This window comes from Vibrio sp. S234-5 (assembly GCF_000960595.1).
Taxonomy (GTDB): Bacteria; Pseudomonadota; Gammaproteobacteria; order Enterobacterales; family Vibrionaceae; genus Vibrio.
The window spans coordinates 68,294-88,403 of the sequence record NZ_JZAM01000114.1 but is presented as its reverse complement, the minus strand read 5'-3'; the positions used below and the strand labels follow the sequence as shown (position 1 = coordinate 88,403).

The following is a 20,110-nucleotide window of genomic DNA, read 5'->3' as shown; positions in this document are numbered from 1 at the left end:
TAGAAATGGTAATGCCAGGCGACAACATCAAGATGATTGTTGAGTTGATCGCACCAATCGCGATGGACGAAGGTCTACGTTTCGCGATCCGTGAAGGCGGCCGTACAGTAGGTGCTGGTGTTGTTGCGAAAATCTTTGAATAAGATTTGACGAACCAGTAGTAAAAAGGGCATCATTTGATGCCCTTTTTCTACGCTCAATATAATCTTTGCTGCTTTCTTAGGCAGGGTTATCTTGAGTGAAGAATTGTGATTGAGCAATGTTGCTTGGTCGTAAGAGTGCGCTGAGCTTGAATTCAGCGATATGGTGTTCGCCCTGCAACAGCGGGGCCGTTGTCGTCTATAGTAAGACTTGTGACAGGTTGGTTTTATGAAAGCAAATAATGCTGAAACTCCTGATAGCTCAAGTGCAGCGGATACATTTAAGTGGGTAATCACTTTCGTACTGCTTGCTGCCGCTGTTGTGGGTAATTACCTGTATGGTGAAATGTCTGTAGTGGTCCGTGCTGCAGGTGTAATTGTGTTGATTGCTGCCGCGCTTGGTGTTGCTGCAACAACGTCAAAAGGCAAAGAAGCGATCGCTTTTGCACGCGAATCCCGTATGGAAGTTCGCAAGGTGGTTTGGCCGACTCGTCAGGAAACCATGCAAACTACTTTGATCGTTTTAGCCGTAAGTATTGTAATGGCTCTGGTACTGTGGGGCATTGACGGAATTATGGTTCGTCTAATTGCTTTCGCAACCGGAGTATAGAGGGTTTAAATTCATGAGTGAAGCTCCTAAAAAACGCTGGTATGTGGTTCAAGCCTTCTCTGGATTTGAAGGCCGTGTCGCCCAGTCTCTTCGTGAGCACATTAAAATGCATGGCATGGAAGAGCACTTTGGTGAAGTTCTTGTGCCGACTGAAGAAGTCGTTGAAATGCGCGCTGGTCAGCGTCGCAAATCTGAGCGCAAGTTCTTCCCGGGCTACGTCCTCGTTCAGATGATTATGAATGATGAATCATGGCACCTGGTTCGCAGTGTGCCGCGTGTCATGGGCTTCATTGGTGGCACTTCCGATCGTCCTGCTCCTATCACTGATAAAGAGGCAGACGCCATTCTTAACCGTCTCGAGAAAGCCAGCGAAGCACCTCGCCCACGAACTATGTACGAAGTGGGAGAAGTGGTTCGCGTCAACGAAGGTCCGTTTGCGGACTTCAACGGCACGGTTGAAGAAGTGGATTACGATAAGAGCCGCGTAAAAGTCTCTGTGTCGATTTTTGGTCGTGCGACACCGGTTGAGCTTGAATTTGGTCAAGTGGAAAAGCTTGATTAAAAAAACACCTTTTTAAGGGTTGTCTGAGGCGCGAATTATGACTATAATTTCGCGCCTTTTTACTTCAAAGTGAAGTAGAGAGAATTGTTAATCACGGGGAGCTGATCGGCGATCAGCGTCTGAACCCAAATATTTAGGTATTATCATGGCTAAGAAAGTTGAAGCTTATATCAAGCTGCAAGTTGCTGCTGGTATGGCAAACCCAAGTCCACCAGTTGGTCCTGCACTAGGTCAACGTGGTGTTAACATCATGGAATTCTGTAAAGCGTTTAACGCGAAAACAGAATCAATGGAAAAAGGTCTTCCTGTTCCTGTTGTTATCACTGTATACAGCGATCGTTCTTTCACGTTCGTAACTAAGACTTCTCCAGCAGCAGTTCTTCTGAAGAAAGCAGCAGGTATCAAGTCTGGTTCAGGTCGTCCAAACACTGAAAAAGTGGGCACTGTAACTGACGCTCAAATCCAAGAAATTGCAGAAGCGAAAGCGGCTGACATGACTGGTGCTGACATCGAAGCGATGAAGCGTTCTATCGCAGGTACTGCTCGTTCAATGGGCCTAGTGGTAGAGGGTTAATATCATGGCAAAACTAACTAAGCGCATGCGCGTAATCCGCGAAAAAGTTGATGCAACTCGTGAATACGACATCAACGAAGCTGTTGCTCTACTGAAAGAACTGGCTACTGCTAAGTTTGTTGAGTCTGTAGACGTTGCTGTTAACCTAGGCATCGACGCTCGTAAATCTGACCAAAACGTACGTGGTGCAACTGTACTTCCACACGGTACTGGCCGTGACATCCGCGTTGCAGTATTTGCACAAGGTGCAAACGCTGAAGCCGCTAAAGCAGCTGGCGCAGATCTGGTTGGTATGGAAGATCTTGCTGAGCAAGTGAAAAAAGGCGTAATGGACTTTGACGTAGTGGTTGCTTCTCCAGATGCAATGCGCGTTGTAGGTCAACTAGGTACTATCCTAGGTCCTCGCGGTCTAATGCCAAACCCTAAAGTGGGTACTGTAACGCCTAACGTTGCTGAAGCGGTTAAGAACGCGAAAGCAGGTCAGGTTCGTTACCGTAACGACAAAAACGGCATCATCCACTCTACTATCGGTAAAGCTGACTTCTCTGCAGAGCAGATCAAAGAGAACCTAGAAGCACTTCTAGTGGCTCTGAAGAAAGCGAAGCCATCTTCAGCGAAAGGTACTTTCCTGAAGAAAGTAAGCATCTCTACCACTATGGGTGCTGGTGTTGCTGTTGATCAGGCTAGCCTGAGCACTCAAGCATAATCTATTTGCTTAGGCGCAAAAATTATGTATAATTTTGCGCCTAATATTTGTGGTTGGGGCTGAAGCTTGGTTCTTTAAGTAATTTTTTACTTGGTTGAATTAAGACCCAGTCTCCGTCCAAGACCGTAGGTGTCTAGCGAATGTTAGACTTAATTGTCCTACGTAGATGGTGCCCGAACTGACAGAAAGCTCTATGTAAATAGTTACCTTTCTTCTGGGAAAAGCACCTCAATAGCTCTCACTGTTGTGATAATAGTGAGTGGTGTAACAACAACCAGGAGTTAATCCAAGATGGCTTTAAATCTTCAAGACAAAAAAGCAATTGTTGCTGAAGTCAACGAAGCAGCCGCTGGTGCACTTTCTGCAGTTGTAGCTGATTCTCGTGGCGTTGAAGTTGGCGCAATGACTTCTCTACGTAAACAAGCTCGTGAAGCGGGCGTTTACATGAAAGTCGTGCGTAACACACTAGCACGTCGTGCGGTTGAAGGTACTCAGTACGAGTGTCTAACAGAGACTTTTACTGGTCCTTCTCTAATCGCGTTCTCTAACGAGCACCCAGGTGCTGCAGCGCGTCTTTTCAAAGACTTCGCTAAAGAGAACAAAAACTTCGAGATCAAAGCTGCTGCATTTGAAGGCGCGCTAACTGACGCTGAAGTACTAGCAACACTACCAACTTACGACGAAGCAATCGCACGTCTGATGATGTGTCTGAAAGAAGCTTCTGCTGGCAAGCTGGTACGTACTATCGCTGCTGTCCGCGATCAAAAAGAAGCTGCGTAATTCGCATTGCTTTTTACTGGTTGCTTAATAAACTTATTGTTGACTTAAAAGAGAATTGTTATGTCTATTACTAACGAGCAAATCCTAGACGCTATCGCAGAAATGTCTGTAACACAAGTTGTTGAACTGATCTCTGCAATGGAAGAAAAATTCGGTGTTACTGCTGCAGCTGCAGTTGTAGCAGGTGGCCCAGCAGCAGCAGCTGTTGAAGAGCAAACTGAATTCAACGTAATCCTAACTTCTGCTGGCGCAAACAAAGTATCTGTGATCAAAGCAGTACGTGGCGCAACTGGTCTAGGCCTGAAAGAAGCGAAAGCTCTAGTTGACGGCGCTCCAGCATCTGTTAAAGAAGCTGTATCTAAAGAAGAAGCAGAAGCACTGAAGAAAGAGCTTGAAGAAGCTGGTGCAGCTGTTGAAGTTAAGTAATTCCTACTTAATTTCTTAGCCTAACGGCTATTGGCTGGTGGTTTAATAACCACCGGCCTTTTTGCGCTGTAGGGTATAGGCGAATTTTCCCGCTGTTTAAGCGCCTGATATCCATGCAAAAAACATTTCATTCAATCGCAATGAAGTGTCACTACAGTAAACAGCCATTTAGTCACTGTCCCTTACCCCCCTTAAGTAACTAGGTGTGGGCGGACAGTTTGGGTCACTTATCAGCGAGCTGAGGAACCCCATGGTTTACTCTTATACCGAGAAAAAGCGCATCCGTAAGGACTTTGGTACTCGTCCACAAGTTTTGGACATTCCATACCTGCTATCGATCCAGCTCGATTCGTTCGACAAATTTATCGAACAGGATCCTGAGGGGCAATACGGTCTTGAGGCTGCTTTCCGTTCTGTATTCCCTATTCAGAGTTACAACGGTAATTCAGAGCTGCAATACGTTAGCTACCGTCTTGGTGAGCCAGTTTTTGATGTTAAAGAATGTCAAATTCGTGGCGTAACTTATTCAAAACCACTGCGCGTTAAATTGCGCCTGGTGATCTTCGATAAAGACGCACCAGCAGGTACTGTCAAAGACATTAAAGAACAAGAAGTCTACATGGGTGAAATCCCACTCATGACGGACAATGGTACCTTCGTAATCAACGGTACCGAGCGAGTTATCGTATCCCAGCTGCACCGAAGCCCAGGTGTGTTCTTCGACAGCGATAAGGGTAAGACTCACTCTTCAGGTAAAGTTCTCTACAACGCGCGCATCATTCCTTACCGTGGTTCATGGCTTGACTTTGAGTTCGATCCTAAGGACAACCTGTACGTGCGTATCGACCGCCGTCGTAAGTTGCCGTCAACGATCATTCTTCGTGCACTGGGCAAGACCACCGCAGAGATCTTGGACATGTTCTTCGAAAAAGTGAATTTCGAAGTGAAAGATCAGACGCTGATGATGGAACTGGTTCCAGAACGTCTACGTGGTGAAACGGCTTCTTTTGATATCGAAGCAAACGGCAACGTTTACATCGAAAAAGGTCGTCGTGTAACGGCTCGTCATATCCGCCAGCTAGAGAAAGATGGCGTTGATCACATCGAAGTACCTGTTGAGTACATCGTTGGCAAAGTTTCTTCAAAAGATTACATCAATGAAGCGACTGGCGAGATCATTGTTGCGGCGAACCAAGAAATCAGCCTAGAAGCGTTGGCTAACCTGTCGCAAGCAGGTCACAAGTCGTTGCAAGTTCTGTTTACCAACGATCTTGACCACGGTCCATTCATGTCAGAAACCCTACGTATTGACAGCACTGTTGATCGTATTTCTGCACTGGTAGAAATCTACCGCATGATGCGCCCTGGTGAGCCACCAACGAAAGAAGCGGCAGAAGCCCTATTTGAAAGCCTGTTCTTCTCTGAAGAGCGTTACGACCTGTCGACTGTTGGCCGCATGAAGTTCAACAGCTCTATTGGTCGTGAAGACGCGCAAGAGCAAGGCACTCTTGACGAAACTGATATCGTCGAGGTGATGAAAAAGCTTATCGCTATCCGCAACGGCATCGGTGAAGTGGACGATATCGACCACCTAGGTAACCGTCGTATCCGTAGCGTTGGCGAAATGGCCGAAAACCAATTCCGTGTTGGCCTTGTTCGTGTTGAGCGTGCAGTGAAAGAGCGTCTAAGCCTAGGCGACCTTGATGCGGTAATGCCACAAGACTTGATCAATGCCAAGCCAATCTCTGCGGCAGTGAAAGAGTTCTTCGGCTCTTCTCAGCTGTCTCAGTTTATGGACCAGAACAACCCACTATCAGAAGTCACGCACAAGCGTCGTATTTCTGCCTTGGGTCCTGGCGGTCTGACTCGTGAGCGTGCTGGCTTTGAAGTTCGAGACGTACACGTAACGCACTACGGCCGTCTATGTCCTATCGAAACGCCTGAAGGTCCGAACATCGGTCTTATCAACTCGCTGTCTGCGTTTGCTCGTTGTAACGAGTACGGTTTCCTTGAAACCCCATACCGCCGTGTTATCGATGGGATCGTGACAGACGAAGTGGATTACCTATCGGCTATCGAAGAAGGCCAATTCGTTATCGCTCAGGCGAACGCCGCGCTAACGGAAGAAGGTACTTTCGCCGATGAACTGATCACCGCTCGTCAGAAAGGTGAATCGGGTCTACACCCACGCGAACATGTTGACTACATGGACGTTGCGACTAACCAGGTGGTATCGATCGCGGCATCGCTGATCCCATTCCTGGAACACGACGATGCGAACCGTGCCTTGATGGGTGCGAACATGCAACGTCAGGCCGTACCAACACTGAAAGCAGACAAGCCTTTGGTTGGTACAGGTATTGAGCGTAACGTAGCAGTGGACTCTGGTGTAACCGCGGTGGCGAAACGCGGCGGTATTATCCAGTCTGTTGATGCTTCTCGTATCGTGGTTAAGGTTAACGAAGAAGAATTGATCCCTGGCGAAGCGGGTATCGATATCTACAACCTAACCAAATATACCCGTTCTAACCAAAACACCTGTATCAACCAGCGTCCATGTGTGATGCCGGGTGAGCCAGTACTGCGTGGTGATGTGCTTGCTGACGGTCCTTCGACCGATCTTGGTGAGCTTGCACTTGGTCAGAACATGCGTATCGCGTTCATGCCTTGGAACGGTTACAACTTCGAAGACTCGATCTTAGTCTCCGAGCGCGTTGTTCAAGAAGACCGTTTCACGACTATCCACATTCAAGAACTGACTTGTGTGGCGCGTGATACTAAGCTGGGTTCTGAAGAGATCACAGCGGATATTCCAAACGTCGGTGAATCGGCTCTGTCTAAACTGGACGAGTCAGGTATCGTTTATATCGGTGCAGAAGTGAAGGGTGGTGACATCCTTGTGGGTAAAGTGACGCCGAAAGGTGAAACTCAGCTCACTCCTGAAGAGAAGCTGCTACGCGCTATCTTCGGTGAAAAAGCGTCTGACGTTAAAGATACTTCACTGCGTGTACCAAACTCAGTTTCAGGTACCATCATTGATGTTCAAGTCTTCACTCGCGATGGCGTAGAGAAAGATAAGCGTGCGCTTGAAATTGAACACATGCAGTTGAAAGAAGCGAAGAAAGACCTAACAGAAGAGTTCCAAATTCTGGAAGGCGGTCTTCTAAACCGTGTGAAAGCCGTGCTTCTTTCTGGCGGTTACTCTGAAGCGAAACTTGACGGTACTGAACGTAAGAAATGGCTAGAGCTGACTCTGGAAGATGACGCACTGCAAACTCAGCTTGAGCAACTTGCAGAGCAGTACGATGAGCTGAAAGCAGACTTCGATAAGAAGTTTGAAACCAAGCGTCGTAAGATCACTCAAGGTGATGACCTAGCGCCTGGCGTACTGAAGATCGTGAAAGTTTACCTCGCGGTGAAACGTCGTATCCAGCCTGGTGATAAGATGGCGGGTCGTCACGGTAACAAGGGTGTAATCTCGAAGATCAACCCTGTTGAAGACATGCCATACGATGAAAACGGTCAGCCAGTTGATATCGTACTGAACCCACTGGGTGTACCTTCGCGTATGAACATCGGTCAGATCCTAGAAGTTCACTTAGGTCTGGCTGCGAAAGGTATCGGCGACAAGATCAACCAGATGGTTAAAGAGCAGCAAGAACTGGCGAAATTCCGCGAATTCCTGCAAAAAGTTTACGACCTAGGCGAAACTCGCCAGAAAGTAGACATTGCTTCTCTGTCTGATGATGAAGTTCGTACTCTGGTTCACAACCTACGTGGCGGTCTACCGATCGCGACTCCGGTCTTTGATGGTGCGTCTGAGAAGTCAATTAAAGAGCTTCTAAAACTGGCGGATCTACCTGAGTCTGGTCAGCTTACACTGTTTGATGGCCGTACCGGTGATGCATTTGAGCGTCCGGTTACTGTCGGCTACATGTACATGCTGAAACTTAACCACTTGGTTGATGACAAGATGCACGCTCGTTCAACGGGTTCGTACAGCCTAGTCACTCAGCAGCCACTGGGTGGTAAAGCTCAGTTCGGTGGTCAGCGTTTCGGTGAGATGGAAGTATGGGCACTGGAAGCATACGGTGCGGCTTACACGCTACAAGAAATGCTAACCGTTAAGTCGGACGACGTGAACGGCCGTACTAAGATGTATAAGAACATCGTAGATGGTAACCACGCGATGGAACCTGGCATGCCAGAATCGTTCAACGTACTGTTGAAAGAGATCCGCTCGCTGGGTATCAACATCGAGCTAGAAGACGAAGAGTAATCCTTCCGGGTTATTTGGTAGAAAGTAGTCTGTCGAGAGGCAGGCTACTTTTAACTCCTTACAGGAGCTGATTGTGAAAGACTTATTAAACTTTCTGAAAGCACAGCATAAGACCGAAGAATTTGATGCAATCAAAATCGGTCTGTCTTCACCAGACATGATTCGTTCATGGTCTTTTGGTGAAGTGAAAAAACCTGAAACGATCAACTATCGTACGTTCAAACCTGAGCGCGATGGTCTGTTCTGTGCGCGTATCTTTGGCCCGGTAAAAGACTACGAGTGTCTTTGTGGCAAATATAAGCGTCTCAAGCACCGTGGCGTGATCTGTGAGAAGTGTGGCGTTGAAGTTACGCAAACTAAAGTTCGTCGTGACCGTATGGGCCACATCGAGCTAGCTTCTCCAGTGGCTCACATCTGGTTCCTGAAATCACTACCGTCTCGTATCGGTCTGCTGATGGATATCCCACTACGTGATATCGAACGCGTTCTGTACTTCGAAATGTACGTAGTGACTGAACCGGGCATGACGGATCTTGAAAAAGGTCAAATGCTGACGGAAGAAGAGTATCTGGATCGCCTAGAAGAGTGGGGCGACGAGTTCACGGCTAAGATGGGTGCGGAAGCGATCAAGGACCTACTAGGTTCGATGGATCTGCACGCCGAAGCTGAGCAGATGCGCGAAGAGCTCGATACCACTAACTCTGAAACTAAGCGTAAGAAGCTAACTAAGCGCCTGAAGCTAGTAGAAGCGTTCGTGCAATCTGGCAACAACCCAGAGTGGATGATCCTCACCGTTCTTCCAGTTCTGCCGCCGGATCTTCGTCCTCTAGTACCGCTAGATGGCGGCCGTTTTGCCACGTCTGATCTGAACGATCTATACCGTCGTGTGATCAACCGTAACAACCGTTTGAAGCGTCTTCTAGAGCTCGCTGCTCCGGACATCATCGTACGTAACGAAAAACGTATGCTGCAAGAGTCTGTTGATGCGCTACTAGACAACGGTCGTCGCGGTCGCGCGATCACAGGTTCGAACAAGCGTCCTCTGAAATCTCTTGCTGATATGATCAAGGGTAAACAGGGTCGTTTCCGTCAGAACCTACTAGGTAAACGTGTAGACTACTCTGGCCGTTCTGTAATCACAGTAGGTCCATACCTGCGTCTGCATCAGTGTGGTCTTCCTAAGAAGATGGCACTTGAGCTATTCAAACCATTCATCTACAGCAAGCTTGAGACTCGTGGCCTAGCGACGACAATCAAAGCAGCGAAGAAGATGGTTGAGCGTGAAGAAGCGGTGGTTTGGGATATCCTAGACGAAGTGATCCGTGAACACCCAGTGCTACTTAACCGTGCACCAACACTTCACCGTCTTGGTATCCAAGCGTTCGAACCAGTGCTGATCGAAGGTAAAGCGATTCAGCTACACCCACTTGTGTGTGCGGCGTACAACGCGGACTTCGACGGTGACCAAATGGCGGTTCACGTACCTCTAACGCTAGAGGCACAGCTTGAAGCTCGTACTCTGATGATGTCGACAAACAACATTCTGTCGCCAGCGTCAGGCGACCCTATCATCGTACCTTCTCAGGACGTGGTATTGGGTCTGTACTACATGACTCGTGAAATGATCAACGCGAAAGGCGAAGGCATGTACCTAGCCGGTCCTGCTGAAGCGGAAAAAGCATACCGCACTAAGACAGCGGCACTGCATGCGCGCGTTAAAGTTCGTATCACAGAGACTGTGGTAGACGAAGATGGTCACAGCACAACAGAAACCAAGATGGTGGATACCACTATCGGCCGTGCCATGTTGTGGCAAATCGTACCGAAAGGCCTACCGTTCAGCATCGTTAACCAAAAGCTAGGTAAGAAGCAGATTTCTAACCTACTTAACGAGGCATACCGTAAGCTCGGTCTGAAAGACACAGTAATCTTCGCTGACCAAATCATGTACACCGGTTTTGCTTACGCAGCACTGTCTGGCGTATCAGTTGGTATCGACGATATGGTTGTGCCACCTGCTAAGTACACTGAAATCGCAGAAGCGGAAGAAGAAGTACGCGAAATCCAAGAACAGTACCAATCTGGTCTGGTAACGGCAGGCGAACGCTACAACAAAGTGATCGATATTTGGGCATCGACCAACGATCGCGTTGCGAAAGCGATGATGGAGAACCTTTCTTCTGAAACGGTCATCAACCGTGATGGTGAAGAAGAGCAACAAGAGTCATTCAACAGCATCTACATGATGGCGGACTCGGGCGCTCGTGGTTCTGCAGCTCAGATTCGTCAGCTAGCGGGTATGCGTGGTCTGATGGCGCGTCCAGATGGTTCAATCATCGAAACGCCAATCACGGCAAACTTTAAAGAAGGTCTGAACGTACTTCAGTACTTTATCTCAACGCACGGTGCTCGTAAGGGTCTGGCGGATACGGCACTGAAAACAGCGAACTCGGGTTACCTAACTCGTCGTCTCGTTGACGTTGCACAAGACGTGGTGGTTTACGAACACGACTGTGGCACCCCAGAAGGCATTGAAATGATGCCGCACATCGAGGGTGGTGACGTTAAAGTTGCGCTAACTGAACTTGCTCTTGGCCGTGTGGTGGCAGAAGACATCGTTAAGCCAGGCACAGAAGAAGTTCTGATCCCACGCAATACGCTGTTGGATGAGAAATGGTGCCAGATCATCAACGAAAACTCAGTTGATAAGATCAAAGTACGTTCAGTGGTAACCTGTGATTCAGACTACGGTTGTTGTGCACTGTGTTACGGCCGTGACCTAGCGCGTGGTCACCTAGTGAACCAAGGCGAAGCCGTCGGCGTTATCGCCGCTCAGTCTATCGGTGAACCGGGTACACAGCTAACGATGCGTACGTTCCACATCGGTGGTGCGGCATCGACAGCGGCAGCGGAAAACAGCATCCAAGTGAAGAACAACGGCTCTGTGAAGCTGAACAATGCGAAGTTCGTTGTGAACAAAGCGGGCAAACTGGTTATCACTTCGCGTGCATCTGAACTGACCATTATGGATGAGTTCGGCCGTACCAAAGAGAAACACAAACTGCCTTACGGTTCGACACTGAACAAAGCGGATGGCGATGCAGTAACGGCTGGTGAAACGGTCGCGAACTGGGAAGCGCACACCATGCCAATCATCACTGAAGTGGCAGGTCGTGTTCAATTCGTTGACATGATTGATGGTGTGACTGTTTCACGTCAAACCGATGATCTGACTGGTCTATCTTCAAGCGAAGTGACCGATGCGGCGGCTCGTCCAGCGGCAGGTAAAGATATGCGTCCAGCGATCAAACTTGTCGACGAGAAAGGCAAAGATGTGGTGATCCCGGGTACCGATATGCCGGCGCAGTACTTCCTGCCTGGTAAAGCGATCGTCAACATTGAAGATGGCACCGAAGTGGGTATCGGTGACACGCTCGCTCGTATTCCTCAGAAATCGGGCGGTAACAAGGACATCACCGGTGGTCTACCGCGCGTTGCTGACTTGTTCGAAGCGCGTCGACCAAAAGAGCCAGCAATTCTTGCTGAACACACAGGTACAGTAAGCTACGGTAAAGAAACCAAAGGTAAGCGTCGCTTGATCATTACTCGTGAGGGTGGTGATACGTATGAAGAGATGATTCCTAAGCACCGTCAGCTGAACGTATTTGAAGGTGAGCGTGTGGAACGTGGCGATGTTATCGCTGATGGTCCAGAAGCGCCACACGATATCCTGCGTCTACGTGGCATCCACGCTGTGACGCAGTACATCGCCAATGAAGTTCAGGAAGTTTACCGTTTGCAAGGCGTTAAGATTAACGACAAGCACATCGAAACCATCGTTCGTCAGATGCTTCGTAAGTGTACTATTACTCATGCTGGTGACTCTGAGTTCCTACCAGGTGAGACAGTAGAATACGCGCAAGTGAAGATTGCTAACCGCAATCTAGAAGCGGAAGGCAAAGAGCAAGCGCGTTTCGAGCGTGAGCTGCTAGGTATTACCAAAGCATCTCTTGCTACTGAGTCGTTTATCTCAGCGGCATCGTTCCAAGAAACCACTCGCGTACTAACAGAAGCGGCAGTTTCTGGTAAGCGTGATGATCTGCGTGGTCTGAAAGAGAACGTAATCGTTGGCCGTCTGATCCCGGCTGGTACTGGTTTTGCGTACCACCAAGAGCGCCAAGCGAAACGTGCGCAAGCGCAGGAAGGTCCATCGGCTGCACAAGCAACTGATAACCTTGCAGCACTGCTAAACGCAGGCTTCTCTTCAGACGATTAATCGTTGAGAAATCAAAAAGGCACCTTCGGGTGCCTTTTTTGTTGCTGCTTTTACCGTTCAATCAATCGTTTTTTCGTTGGCTGTACTTCAAGCCCCAGGCGGGACTGAGAGGCTGTCAGCGATGAGCTGGATCAGTTGATCTTCAACTTCAAAACGCATTTCCAGTATTTCACCCAAGCGAGAGAGATCTTTGTCAAATCGGTCTAGCGTATCTTCTTCGTCGACACTGGCGTATTGATCAGTAAAGTTGAGCAGTGGATCGGTGGTCAGCACGATGCGAGCATAAGTGTCATGGATCTCTTCTGTAATTTCAAAGCCGGTGGCACGCCACTTGTTCATCACCATATCGTAGACTTTAAAATGACCTTCAGAGATGTAATCCACCAGTTCTTGGCAGAAATGCTGCAGTTCGTCGGGAGTTGGGAGTTCGAGTACATTCGTTTTGCTGGTACAAGGCTGCAAAGCCGCAAGCTTGCAATACTCCACAATCAGCGATTGTCTGGTCTCTAACCAGTGATCAATCACTTCACTGGAGCCGCCCCATTGTTCTTGCGTTTGTTTGAATTTTTTTAGCATGACCATGCCCTCATGATCTGATCACCGAACCTGTGATTTTTTCCTTTGCCTAGTAAAGCCACAGTCTTCATAGCAATCTCGAAGATGCAACTTATTGTCCTTACTAGAATTTATATCCAGATGTCAATGTGATAACAAACTCTGGTATGAATTTAGATTGCCAGTAAAATGAACGAACTGCAAGCAGTGAGGATCGAGAATGTTATCTGACATCGACAATAAACAGAACCGGGTATGCTACTGGTGTGTAGTATCGGGCAGCGAAGTTTGGCTAGTAGATGGGGCTCTACCTTTTGGCTTAGCCAGCCAGTTTGCGCTCGACAGTGATAAGGCAATAAAAGTAGGGACGTATCAAGGGCATGACGTCATGTGGCTCAATGAAGCAGAGCTCGAACTGAGTTTGCCGATGATCTCATTGCGTGAATGCCTTCACTTCGATGAAGCCTTGTTTCTGCTGATGAGTAAAGCCATGCAATACGGCCACATGACGCAAAGTCTCCGCTTTTGTCCGCAGTGTGGCGGGCGTACCCATCTCAATCACAATCAGTTAGCGATGCAATGTGCCGATTGTCGTACTTTGCACTATCCACGCATTTTTCCCTGCATTATTGTCGCGGTGCGCAAGCAACAGGAGATTCTGCTGGCACAACATCCAAGACATCGTAATGGTATGTACACTGTGATTGCTGGTTTCCTTGAAGTGGGTGAAACCTTAGAGCAGTGTGTGGCACGAGAAGTGAAAGAAGAGACCGGGATTGATGTGACTAATATCCGTTACTTTGGTAGCCAGCCCTGGGCATTTCCTTCAAGTATGATGATGGCTTTTCTCGCTGATTATGCTGGTGGTGAGATAAAGCCGGACTACTCCGAGCTCAGTGATGCCCAGTGGTTTGGACTAGACACTATGCCTGAAGTCGCGCCTGTTGGCACGATTGCCAGAGCCTTAATCGAACAAACACTGCTCGATATAGCCGCTGACATCTGATGGCCGAAAACTCCAATCGGTGTGAAGGGTATTACGCCAACGTTAGCTTGGTTTTTTTCTGCGAGTATGCCGATGCGGTGCAAAAATCGCCTAATCAAAGACGATCAAGTGGCGGCCTATTTGCCATTTCTGGCAAGGATGTAAGAATTTAATTTATTGAAATTAAATAAAAAAAACCCTCCGAGAGGGAGGGGGTAAGTAAGATGTCGTTATGAGATGCCAAGCACTGAGTGCTCGGTTTATAATTGTAGTTTTCGCTAGCGAACAAATTTTTAACACTGTTACTGGTTGGGTGCAAACTAAGCATTGATTTAAACGTTAATAACTTGATCTAGGACGCAAAGCATGCCGCTTTTTCTCTCAAATCAGTGATAGAATGTCGCCCTTATAAGAAAGCCTAACAACTGGAAAGACGGAATGACTGAATTAAAAAATGACCGCTATCTACGTGCTTTGCTCAAGCAGCCAGTGGATTGCACCCCAGTATGGATGATGCGTCAGGCTGGTCGCTATTTACCTGAGTATCGCGCGACTCGTGCTCAAGCTGGCGATTTTATGTCTTTATGCCGCAACGCTGAGTTGGCCTCAGAAGTGACACTCCAGCCGCTGCGCCGTTTTCCTCTTGATGCGGCCATTCTTTTCTCGGACATTTTGACCATTCCAGATGCCATGGGGCTGGGTTTACGTTTCTCGGCGGGCGAAGGCCCGGTATTCGATAAACCGATCACCTGCAAAGCGGACGTGGATAAGATAGGTCTGCCTGATCCAGAAGGTGAACTGCAATATGTCATGAACGCCGTGCGTCAAATCCGCAAAGATCTGCAAGGCGAAGTGCCGTTGATCGGTTTCTCAGGCAGCCCGTGGACACTGGCAACCTACATGGTTGAAGGGGGCAGCTCGAAAGCCTTCACTAAGATCAAAAAGATGATGTACGCCGAGCCGCAAACGCTGCACCTGCTGCTCGATAAACTCGCCGATAGCGTTATCGAATACCTCAATGCACAGATCAAAGCTGGCGCTCAATCGGTGATGGTGTTTGACACTTGGGGTGGTGTGTTGACTCCGCGTGACTACAACCTGTTCTCGCTGCAGTACATGCATAAAATCGTTGATGGGCTGATACGTGAAAATGACGGTCGCCGAGTGCCGGTCACCCTGTTTACTAAGAACGGCGGCATGTGGTTGGAGCAAATAGCCGCAACAGGTTGTGACGCTGTGGGTCTTGACTGGACCATCAACATTGCCGATGCCAAAGCGCGCGTGGGGGATAAAGTGGCCTTGCAAGGTAACATGGACCCATCCATGTTGTATGCGCCACATGATCGTATCCGTGAAGAAGTGGCGACCATTCTTGAAGGATTTGGCCAAGGTGGAACTGGGCATGTATTTAACTTAGGGCACGGCATTCATCTCGATGTGCCGCCAGAAAACGCAGGCGTGTTTGTTGACGCCGTGCATGAGCTCTCCAAGCCTTACCATCAATAACGTGATGATGTGAAAAAACCAGCCTCGGCTGGTTTTTTTATGCTCAGTGATTGGGCTTGCAAGGGTTTTGGGTTTGCCATGAGCCTAAAGCTCTTTAACCAGACGTTTGTATCACAGCAGCTGGTGTACGCGTTGGCGGATATAGGCCACGGTTTGCTCTTCAAACCAAGGGTTATTGCGCAGCCACAAGGTGTTTCTTGGTGACGGATGCGGTAGCGGCAGATAGGTGGGCAGCCAGTCTTGCCAGCGTTGAACCGTTTCTGTCAGCGTTTTGGGTTTGTCCGCTAAATAGTAGTTTTGCGCGTACTGGCCAATCAGTAGCGTCAGTTCAATATTGGGTAAGTGCTTGAGCAGCGCCTCATGCCATAGAGGCGCGCATTCTTTCCGTGGCGGAAGATCGCCCGATAGCCCGCGACCGGGATAGCAAAACCCCATTGGTATAATGGCCACCTGTTTGGGATCATAAAAAGTGGTTTTGTCGAGGTCGAGCCACTCTCTTAAACGATTGCCGCTGGCATCGTTCCAAGGTATGGAGGTTTGATGCACTTTGGTCCCGGGCGCCTGTCCGATGATCAAAATCTTCGCCTCTGAGTGAGCTTGTACGACCGGGTTCGCGCCCAAAGACAGCTCATTTGCACAAATCTGACAGGCTCGGATCTGCCTTAATAAAGTATCGAGAGCCAAAACTTAATAGCCCTTGGCGAAGCTGACTTGGTAGTTGAGTGGGTAGCCTTCAATCCAGCGTTGGTAATTCTCGGAAAAAATCTCTACCACTTGCTCTGCAAAACTCAAGGCTGCAATGTGTGGTGTGATGGTGATTTGTTTTAACCCCCAAAATGGATGATCGCTTGGCAGCGGTTCTTGCTCAAACACATCCAAAAAGGCGTGCTCAATCCAACGGTTCTTGAGTGCCAGCAGCAGTGCCGCATTATCCAATACATCACCACGGCCAACGTTAAACAGCAAGACTTGGCGGCAGTGGCTCAAACTGGCTTGGTTGAGTAACTGTTTTGTCTGCTCGGTGCTAGGCAGCGTGTTGACGACCATGTCTGCTTGCGTTAATGCTGCGGCCAATTCATTGATGTGATAGGTCTGATGAAAATGGCTGCCCGTCGGTGGAATGCCGGTGCGGTTTATGCCCATGGTGTGCAGCCTCATCGCAGAGCAGACGTGTGCAAGATGGTTACCAATGCTGCCTGTGCCCAAAATGACCACCCGTTTGCCTTGCAAAGAGGTGTAGAGGTGCGGTTGCCACTGGCGTTGCTGCTGCTGTTGCGCGTAGAGCGGCAAGTGGCGCCAGTGAGCAATGCTATAACCCAGCACATATTCCGCGATCAGCGGACCAAAAATGCCACGCACATTGGTAAGCGTGTAGTCACGACGCAGGCCGGATGGCATCAGTGCGTTGACCCCAGCATAGGTGGATTGCAGCCATTGTAATTTGGGGAACTGATCGAGCTTATCGGCGACTTTCGGCGGGGCGGCTAACACGATATCCGCCTCGGCAGGGTCTTGGGTGATCGTCAGTTCAGGGAGGGAGTGGCTCAAGAGCAGGTCGTGATAGCTCTGGTTCTCTTCAGTGAGGATGAAAATCTTGTGCTCTGAATGATGCATAACTTTTTTCCCGTTGGCGAATCAAGTACACTTCCGCTGTCTTTTTCCGCAATGATTGAGTGACTATGCTACAAAATCCACTTCAGGTTCGTTTAGAAAAACTGGAACCTTGGCAACAAATCACCTTTATGGTGTGTTTGTGTGAACGAATGTACCCCAACTACGCCATGTTTTGTGACAACACTGGTTTTGCTGAGCCCCGCAACTATCGCAACATTTTAGATAGTGTATGGGAAATTCTCACGGTGAAAAATGCCAAAGTGAATTTTGAGCGTCAACTTGAGAAGTTGGAAGAGTTGTTCCCTAGCGCTGAAGAGTTTGATCTTTATGTTGTTTATCCGGCGATGGATGCGTGTCAGGCATTATCCACTTTGTTGCATGGTTTGTTGGATCGCGACTATCTGTTCGATTCGATGATCAAAATTAGCCAGCAGTCGGTGCAAACCGTGGCGGATTTAGAGCAAGCGCAAGGCAGTGAGCCGATCACCAATGACAATCAGAAAGCCAATGAAGCAGTTTGTGCCGAGTGGGATGTGCAGTGGGCGATTTTCCGTCCGTTGCGTGAAGCACAAGAGCGCGATATCGATCTGATCAAAGATTTACGCCAAGAGCTCAGAGACGAGCCTGTGAGCAACATCGGCATCGAACTGTAAGCGGAAAAGTAAAAAAGGCTCCATCGGAGCCTTTTTGCTGTCTGCTTAACGCGATTTGATTTTTTCGAGGTTGATCTCTTCGTCTTCATCATCGCGGCTTTCAATCATGCCGTGTTTGGTTTTCCAGCGCTCCCAGCGCTGATACGCCAACTGCTGCATGTCGCTGCTTTTGTCCGCTTCGTCGATGATCTCCTCACCAAGTAAGTACTCGAAAATATCTTCCAGTGTCACTAGGCCTTGCACCGTACCGTATTCATCCACCACGATGGCCAGTTGCAGACGTTTTGCCATCATTTGGTCAAACACTTTCGGCAGTGGCATATTGTTGAGAATCACGTGAATGGGTCGCATCACCGCGCCCAACTGCTTCTCACCATGCCCTGCTTGTTGCAGTTTAAACAGCTCCAAACGGTGCACAAAACCGATGATGTTGTCTTTCTGCTCGCTGTATACCAGCGGGCGAGAGAAGGGGGTCTCTCTATGTTCGGCAAGAAACTCATTAATCGTGGTGGTCGCTTCGACACGAAATACCACCGGGCGAGGTGTCATCACCTGCGTCACGGCCACGTTCTGAATGCCTAGTAAGTTACTGAGGATCTTCGACTCACCTTCCGCAAACTCGCCACTTTCACGCGCGAGGATCGCCATAGCCGACAGCTCATCACGCATTTTTGGCATCTCGTGATTGCGCGCCAACCTTTTAGTGATCTGTTCAGAGAACCACACAAATGGCGTGAGTGCCCACACCATCCAGCGCAGTGTGGCCGCCGCGCTCGGGGCGAGCTGTCGCCAGTAAGTCGCACCGATAGTTTTGGGCACGATTTCCGACAGCACCAAAATACCCAACGTCAGCACGCCGGAAAACACGCCAAGCCACTCACTGCCAAACACCACGGCGGCCTGTGCGCCTGCGGTTGCCGCGCCGATGGTATGCGCGATGGTATTGAGGGTGAGGATCGAGGCCAGCGGACGGTCGATATCCGCTTTAAGCTTAGCCAATTGCTCTGCAGCAGGGTGCGCCTGCTGTTTCAACTGTGCGATATAGCTCGGGCTGATACTCAGTAACACCGCCTCCAATACTGAACAGATAAAGGAAATACCGATAGCGATAGAGATGTAGATAGTAAGCAGTAGCATGATTGCCCTTGATAGAAAAACAGAGTGTTGTGACACGAGGGAGAGTATACGTCAAGATCCCTATTCACCCCTTATAAATAGGTGCTTCCCAGAGGAAAACCAAGGGAATTCTGCTATCAATCCGTAACAATTTGTGAGTTATTACTCAGAATGTGGCTAAAAGTAATTCACTAGAGCGAAAGAAACGCGACAAACCTTTGCCAGATGGGGCCTTTATGCTTTAGAGTGAGACCAATTCGATAACCTATGAGAAGGGAAACCTAATGAACAAGACCCAATTAATCGACTTTATCGCAGAGAAAGCAGATCTATCTAAAGCACAAGCAAAAGCTGCTCTTGAAGCTACTCTGGCAGGCGTAGAAGGCGCTCTGAAAGAGGGTGACCAGGTTCAACTAATTGGTTTTGGTACATTCAAAGTGAACCACCGTGCTGCGCGCACTGGCCGTAACCCAAAAACGGGTGCTGAGATCCAAATCGCAGCAGCAAACGTGCCAGCGTTCGTTGCAGGCAAAGCACTGAAAGAATCAGTAAACTAATTCAGTGAGGCGCCGAGGAACCCTCTTCGGTGCCATTCTTTAACATAAGATGAAAAAATTACTCCTTACTTGTGCCGCTTGCGTTCTGCTGGCTGGCTGTTCTTCTTCCTCCCGAACTACCCTTGAGCAGTTTACCGAATTCACCGGTGGACAGATGATGGGCGACGCGACCAGTTTTTATTGGGTGACCGAAAAACTTTCCGGGCCACAAAAAGCGTCCGATTTTGTCTTAGTGGGTGAATATGGCTGGTATCAAAGTGAGTATCGCTGGGATGAAGGTATGCTCAGAGAGTTGATTCGACAAGGTGAACAGCGGGATAGCAAGCTGGGCTTGGTGCCTTATCGAATCCACGTTCGTTTCAACGTTGATGGCGAAGCGGTGTACCAACAATTTCGCCTCAACAGCAAGGTGCTGCCGATTCAAGCGGATCAACTGCAACGTTATCAGTCGGAAGCCGATGTGCTGGTGAAAAAAAGCAAGCAGCAGTCGCGTGATGGTTTGGAATTGATCCAAGGTTACTGGGATGGCGAAACCTTTGAAACCTGTACGGGTGAAGAGTTTTCTACGCTTGAGTTTAACCAAACGTTGCCTGGGTTTGTGATTAGCCGTTTGGCGAGCGTCGATAGCTATGTTGCCTTCCTCGGGAAAAAATCGTCCAAGCGTTTGGAAGTCGACACGTTACTGTTGTTAGATGAAGACGACCGAGATTGTGTCACCCGCCCCGTGCTGATTGAAGACGAACAAAAATAAAAAAAGGCGCTGATTCAGCG

The 20,110-nt window shown here is 48.8% G+C and carries 17 protein-coding genes and 1 pseudogene; 14 read left to right on the top strand and 4 right to left on the bottom strand.

Translation table 11 applies throughout. From position 1 onward, the window contains the following. The 9 genes and pseudogenes from tuf to rpoC form a co-directional block, all read left to right on the top strand. A pseudogene (gene tuf, locus UF06_RS23675) lies at positions 1–143 on the top strand (elongation factor Tu); the annotation flags it as partial. A gap of 226 nt (positions 144–369) precedes the next feature. Further along, on the top strand, positions 370–750 hold the full coding sequence (gene secE, locus UF06_RS04340; RefSeq protein ID WP_039431528.1) for a preprotein translocase subunit SecE: 381 nt from the start codon (positions 370–372) through the stop codon (positions 748–750). Positions 751–763: 13 nt separating this feature from the next. Then, a complete protein-coding gene (gene nusG, locus UF06_RS04335; protein WP_045569339.1) occupies positions 764–1,312 on the top strand; it encodes a transcription termination/antitermination protein NusG in 549 nt (182 codons plus the stop codon). A gap of 145 nt (positions 1,313–1,457) precedes the next feature. After that, on the top strand, positions 1,458–1,886 hold the full coding sequence (gene rplK / locus UF06_RS04330) for a 50S ribosomal protein L11 (protein ID WP_011079197.1): 429 nt from the start codon (positions 1,458–1,460) through the stop codon (positions 1,884–1,886). Positions 1,887–1,890: 4 nt separating this feature from the next. Next, complete coding sequence (gene rplA / locus UF06_RS04325; protein WP_045569338.1) at positions 1,891–2,592, top strand: 50S ribosomal protein L1; 702 nt, start codon at positions 1,891–1,893, stop codon at positions 2,590–2,592. Positions 2,593–2,883: 291 nt separating this feature from the next. Continuing rightward, positions 2,884–3,372, top strand: coding sequence for a 50S ribosomal protein L10 (gene rplJ, locus UF06_RS04320; protein WP_039431520.1), 489 nt, complete (start codon positions 2,884–2,886; stop codon positions 3,370–3,372). 60 nt (positions 3,373–3,432) lie between these two features. Next, entirely contained in the window at positions 3,433–3,798 is a 366-nt protein-coding gene (gene rplL, locus UF06_RS04315) for a 50S ribosomal protein L7/L12 (RefSeq protein ID WP_045569337.1), read from the top strand. Between the two features lie 250 nt (positions 3,799–4,048). Then, complete coding sequence (gene rpoB / locus UF06_RS04310; protein ID WP_045569336.1) at positions 4,049–8,077, top strand: DNA-directed RNA polymerase subunit beta; 4,029 nt, start codon at positions 4,049–4,051, stop codon at positions 8,075–8,077. Positions 8,078–8,150: 73 nt separating this feature from the next. Then, entirely contained in the window at positions 8,151–12,353 is a 4,203-nt protein-coding gene (gene rpoC / locus UF06_RS04305; RefSeq protein WP_045569335.1) for a DNA-directed RNA polymerase subunit beta', read from the top strand. An 87-nt stretch (positions 12,354–12,440) separates the two neighbouring features. Here the strand turns inward: rpoC and UF06_RS04300 are convergent, their stop codons facing one another. Next, the gene (locus tag UF06_RS04300) at positions 12,441–12,935 is read right to left on the bottom strand and encodes an Rsd/AlgQ family anti-sigma factor (protein ID WP_045569334.1); all 495 of its coding nucleotides are present in this window, start codon (positions 12,933–12,935) and stop codon (positions 12,441–12,443) included. A 193-nt stretch (positions 12,936–13,128) separates the two neighbouring features. Here UF06_RS04300 and nudC point away from each other — a divergent pair, with 193 nt between their 5' ends. Next, positions 13,129–13,914 carry an NAD(+) diphosphatase gene (gene nudC, locus UF06_RS04295; protein WP_045569333.1) on the top strand — a complete coding sequence of 262 codons (786 nt, stop codon included), beginning with the start codon at positions 13,129–13,131 and terminating at the stop codon, positions 13,912–13,914. A 417-nt stretch (positions 13,915–14,331) separates the two neighbouring features. Then, on the top strand, positions 14,332–15,399 hold the full coding sequence (gene hemE / locus UF06_RS04290; protein WP_039431507.1) for a uroporphyrinogen decarboxylase: 1,068 nt from the start codon (positions 14,332–14,334) through the stop codon (positions 15,397–15,399). A 111-nt stretch (positions 15,400–15,510) separates the two neighbouring features. On the opposite strand, the gene UF06_RS04285 is transcribed toward hemE, so the two are convergent. After that, complete coding sequence (locus tag UF06_RS04285) at positions 15,511–16,083, bottom strand: uracil-DNA glycosylase family protein (RefSeq protein WP_045569332.1); 573 nt, start codon at positions 16,081–16,083, stop codon at positions 15,511–15,513. Between the two features lie 3 nt (positions 16,084–16,086). Next, a complete protein-coding gene (locus UF06_RS04280) occupies positions 16,087–17,013 on the bottom strand; it encodes a D-2-hydroxyacid dehydrogenase (protein ID WP_045569331.1) in 927 nt (308 codons plus the stop codon). A 65-nt stretch (positions 17,014–17,078) separates the two neighbouring features. Between UF06_RS04280 and UF06_RS04275 the strand changes: the two genes are divergently transcribed. Further along, positions 17,079–17,666, top strand: a complete 588-nt coding sequence (locus UF06_RS04275; RefSeq protein WP_045569330.1) for a DUF416 family protein — start codon at positions 17,079–17,081, stop codon at positions 17,664–17,666. A gap of 45 nt (positions 17,667–17,711) precedes the next feature. On the opposite strand, the gene UF06_RS04270 is transcribed toward UF06_RS04275, so the two are convergent. Then, complete coding sequence (locus UF06_RS04270; protein ID WP_045569329.1) at positions 17,712–18,803, bottom strand: hemolysin family protein; 1,092 nt, start codon at positions 18,801–18,803, stop codon at positions 17,712–17,714. 263 nt (positions 18,804–19,066) lie between these two features. On the opposite strand from UF06_RS04270, the gene hupA reads away from it, so the two are divergent. Both hupA and UF06_RS04260 read left to right on the top strand, forming a co-directional pair. After that, positions 19,067–19,339, top strand: a complete 273-nt coding sequence (gene hupA / locus UF06_RS04265) for a nucleoid-associated protein HU-alpha (RefSeq protein WP_045569328.1) — start codon at positions 19,067–19,069, stop codon at positions 19,337–19,339. Positions 19,340–19,388: 49 nt separating this feature from the next. Further along, complete coding sequence (locus tag UF06_RS04260; RefSeq protein ID WP_045569327.1) at positions 19,389–20,090, top strand: DUF1481 domain-containing protein; 702 nt, start codon at positions 19,389–19,391, stop codon at positions 20,088–20,090. Positions 20,091–20,110: the final 20 nt, after the last annotated feature.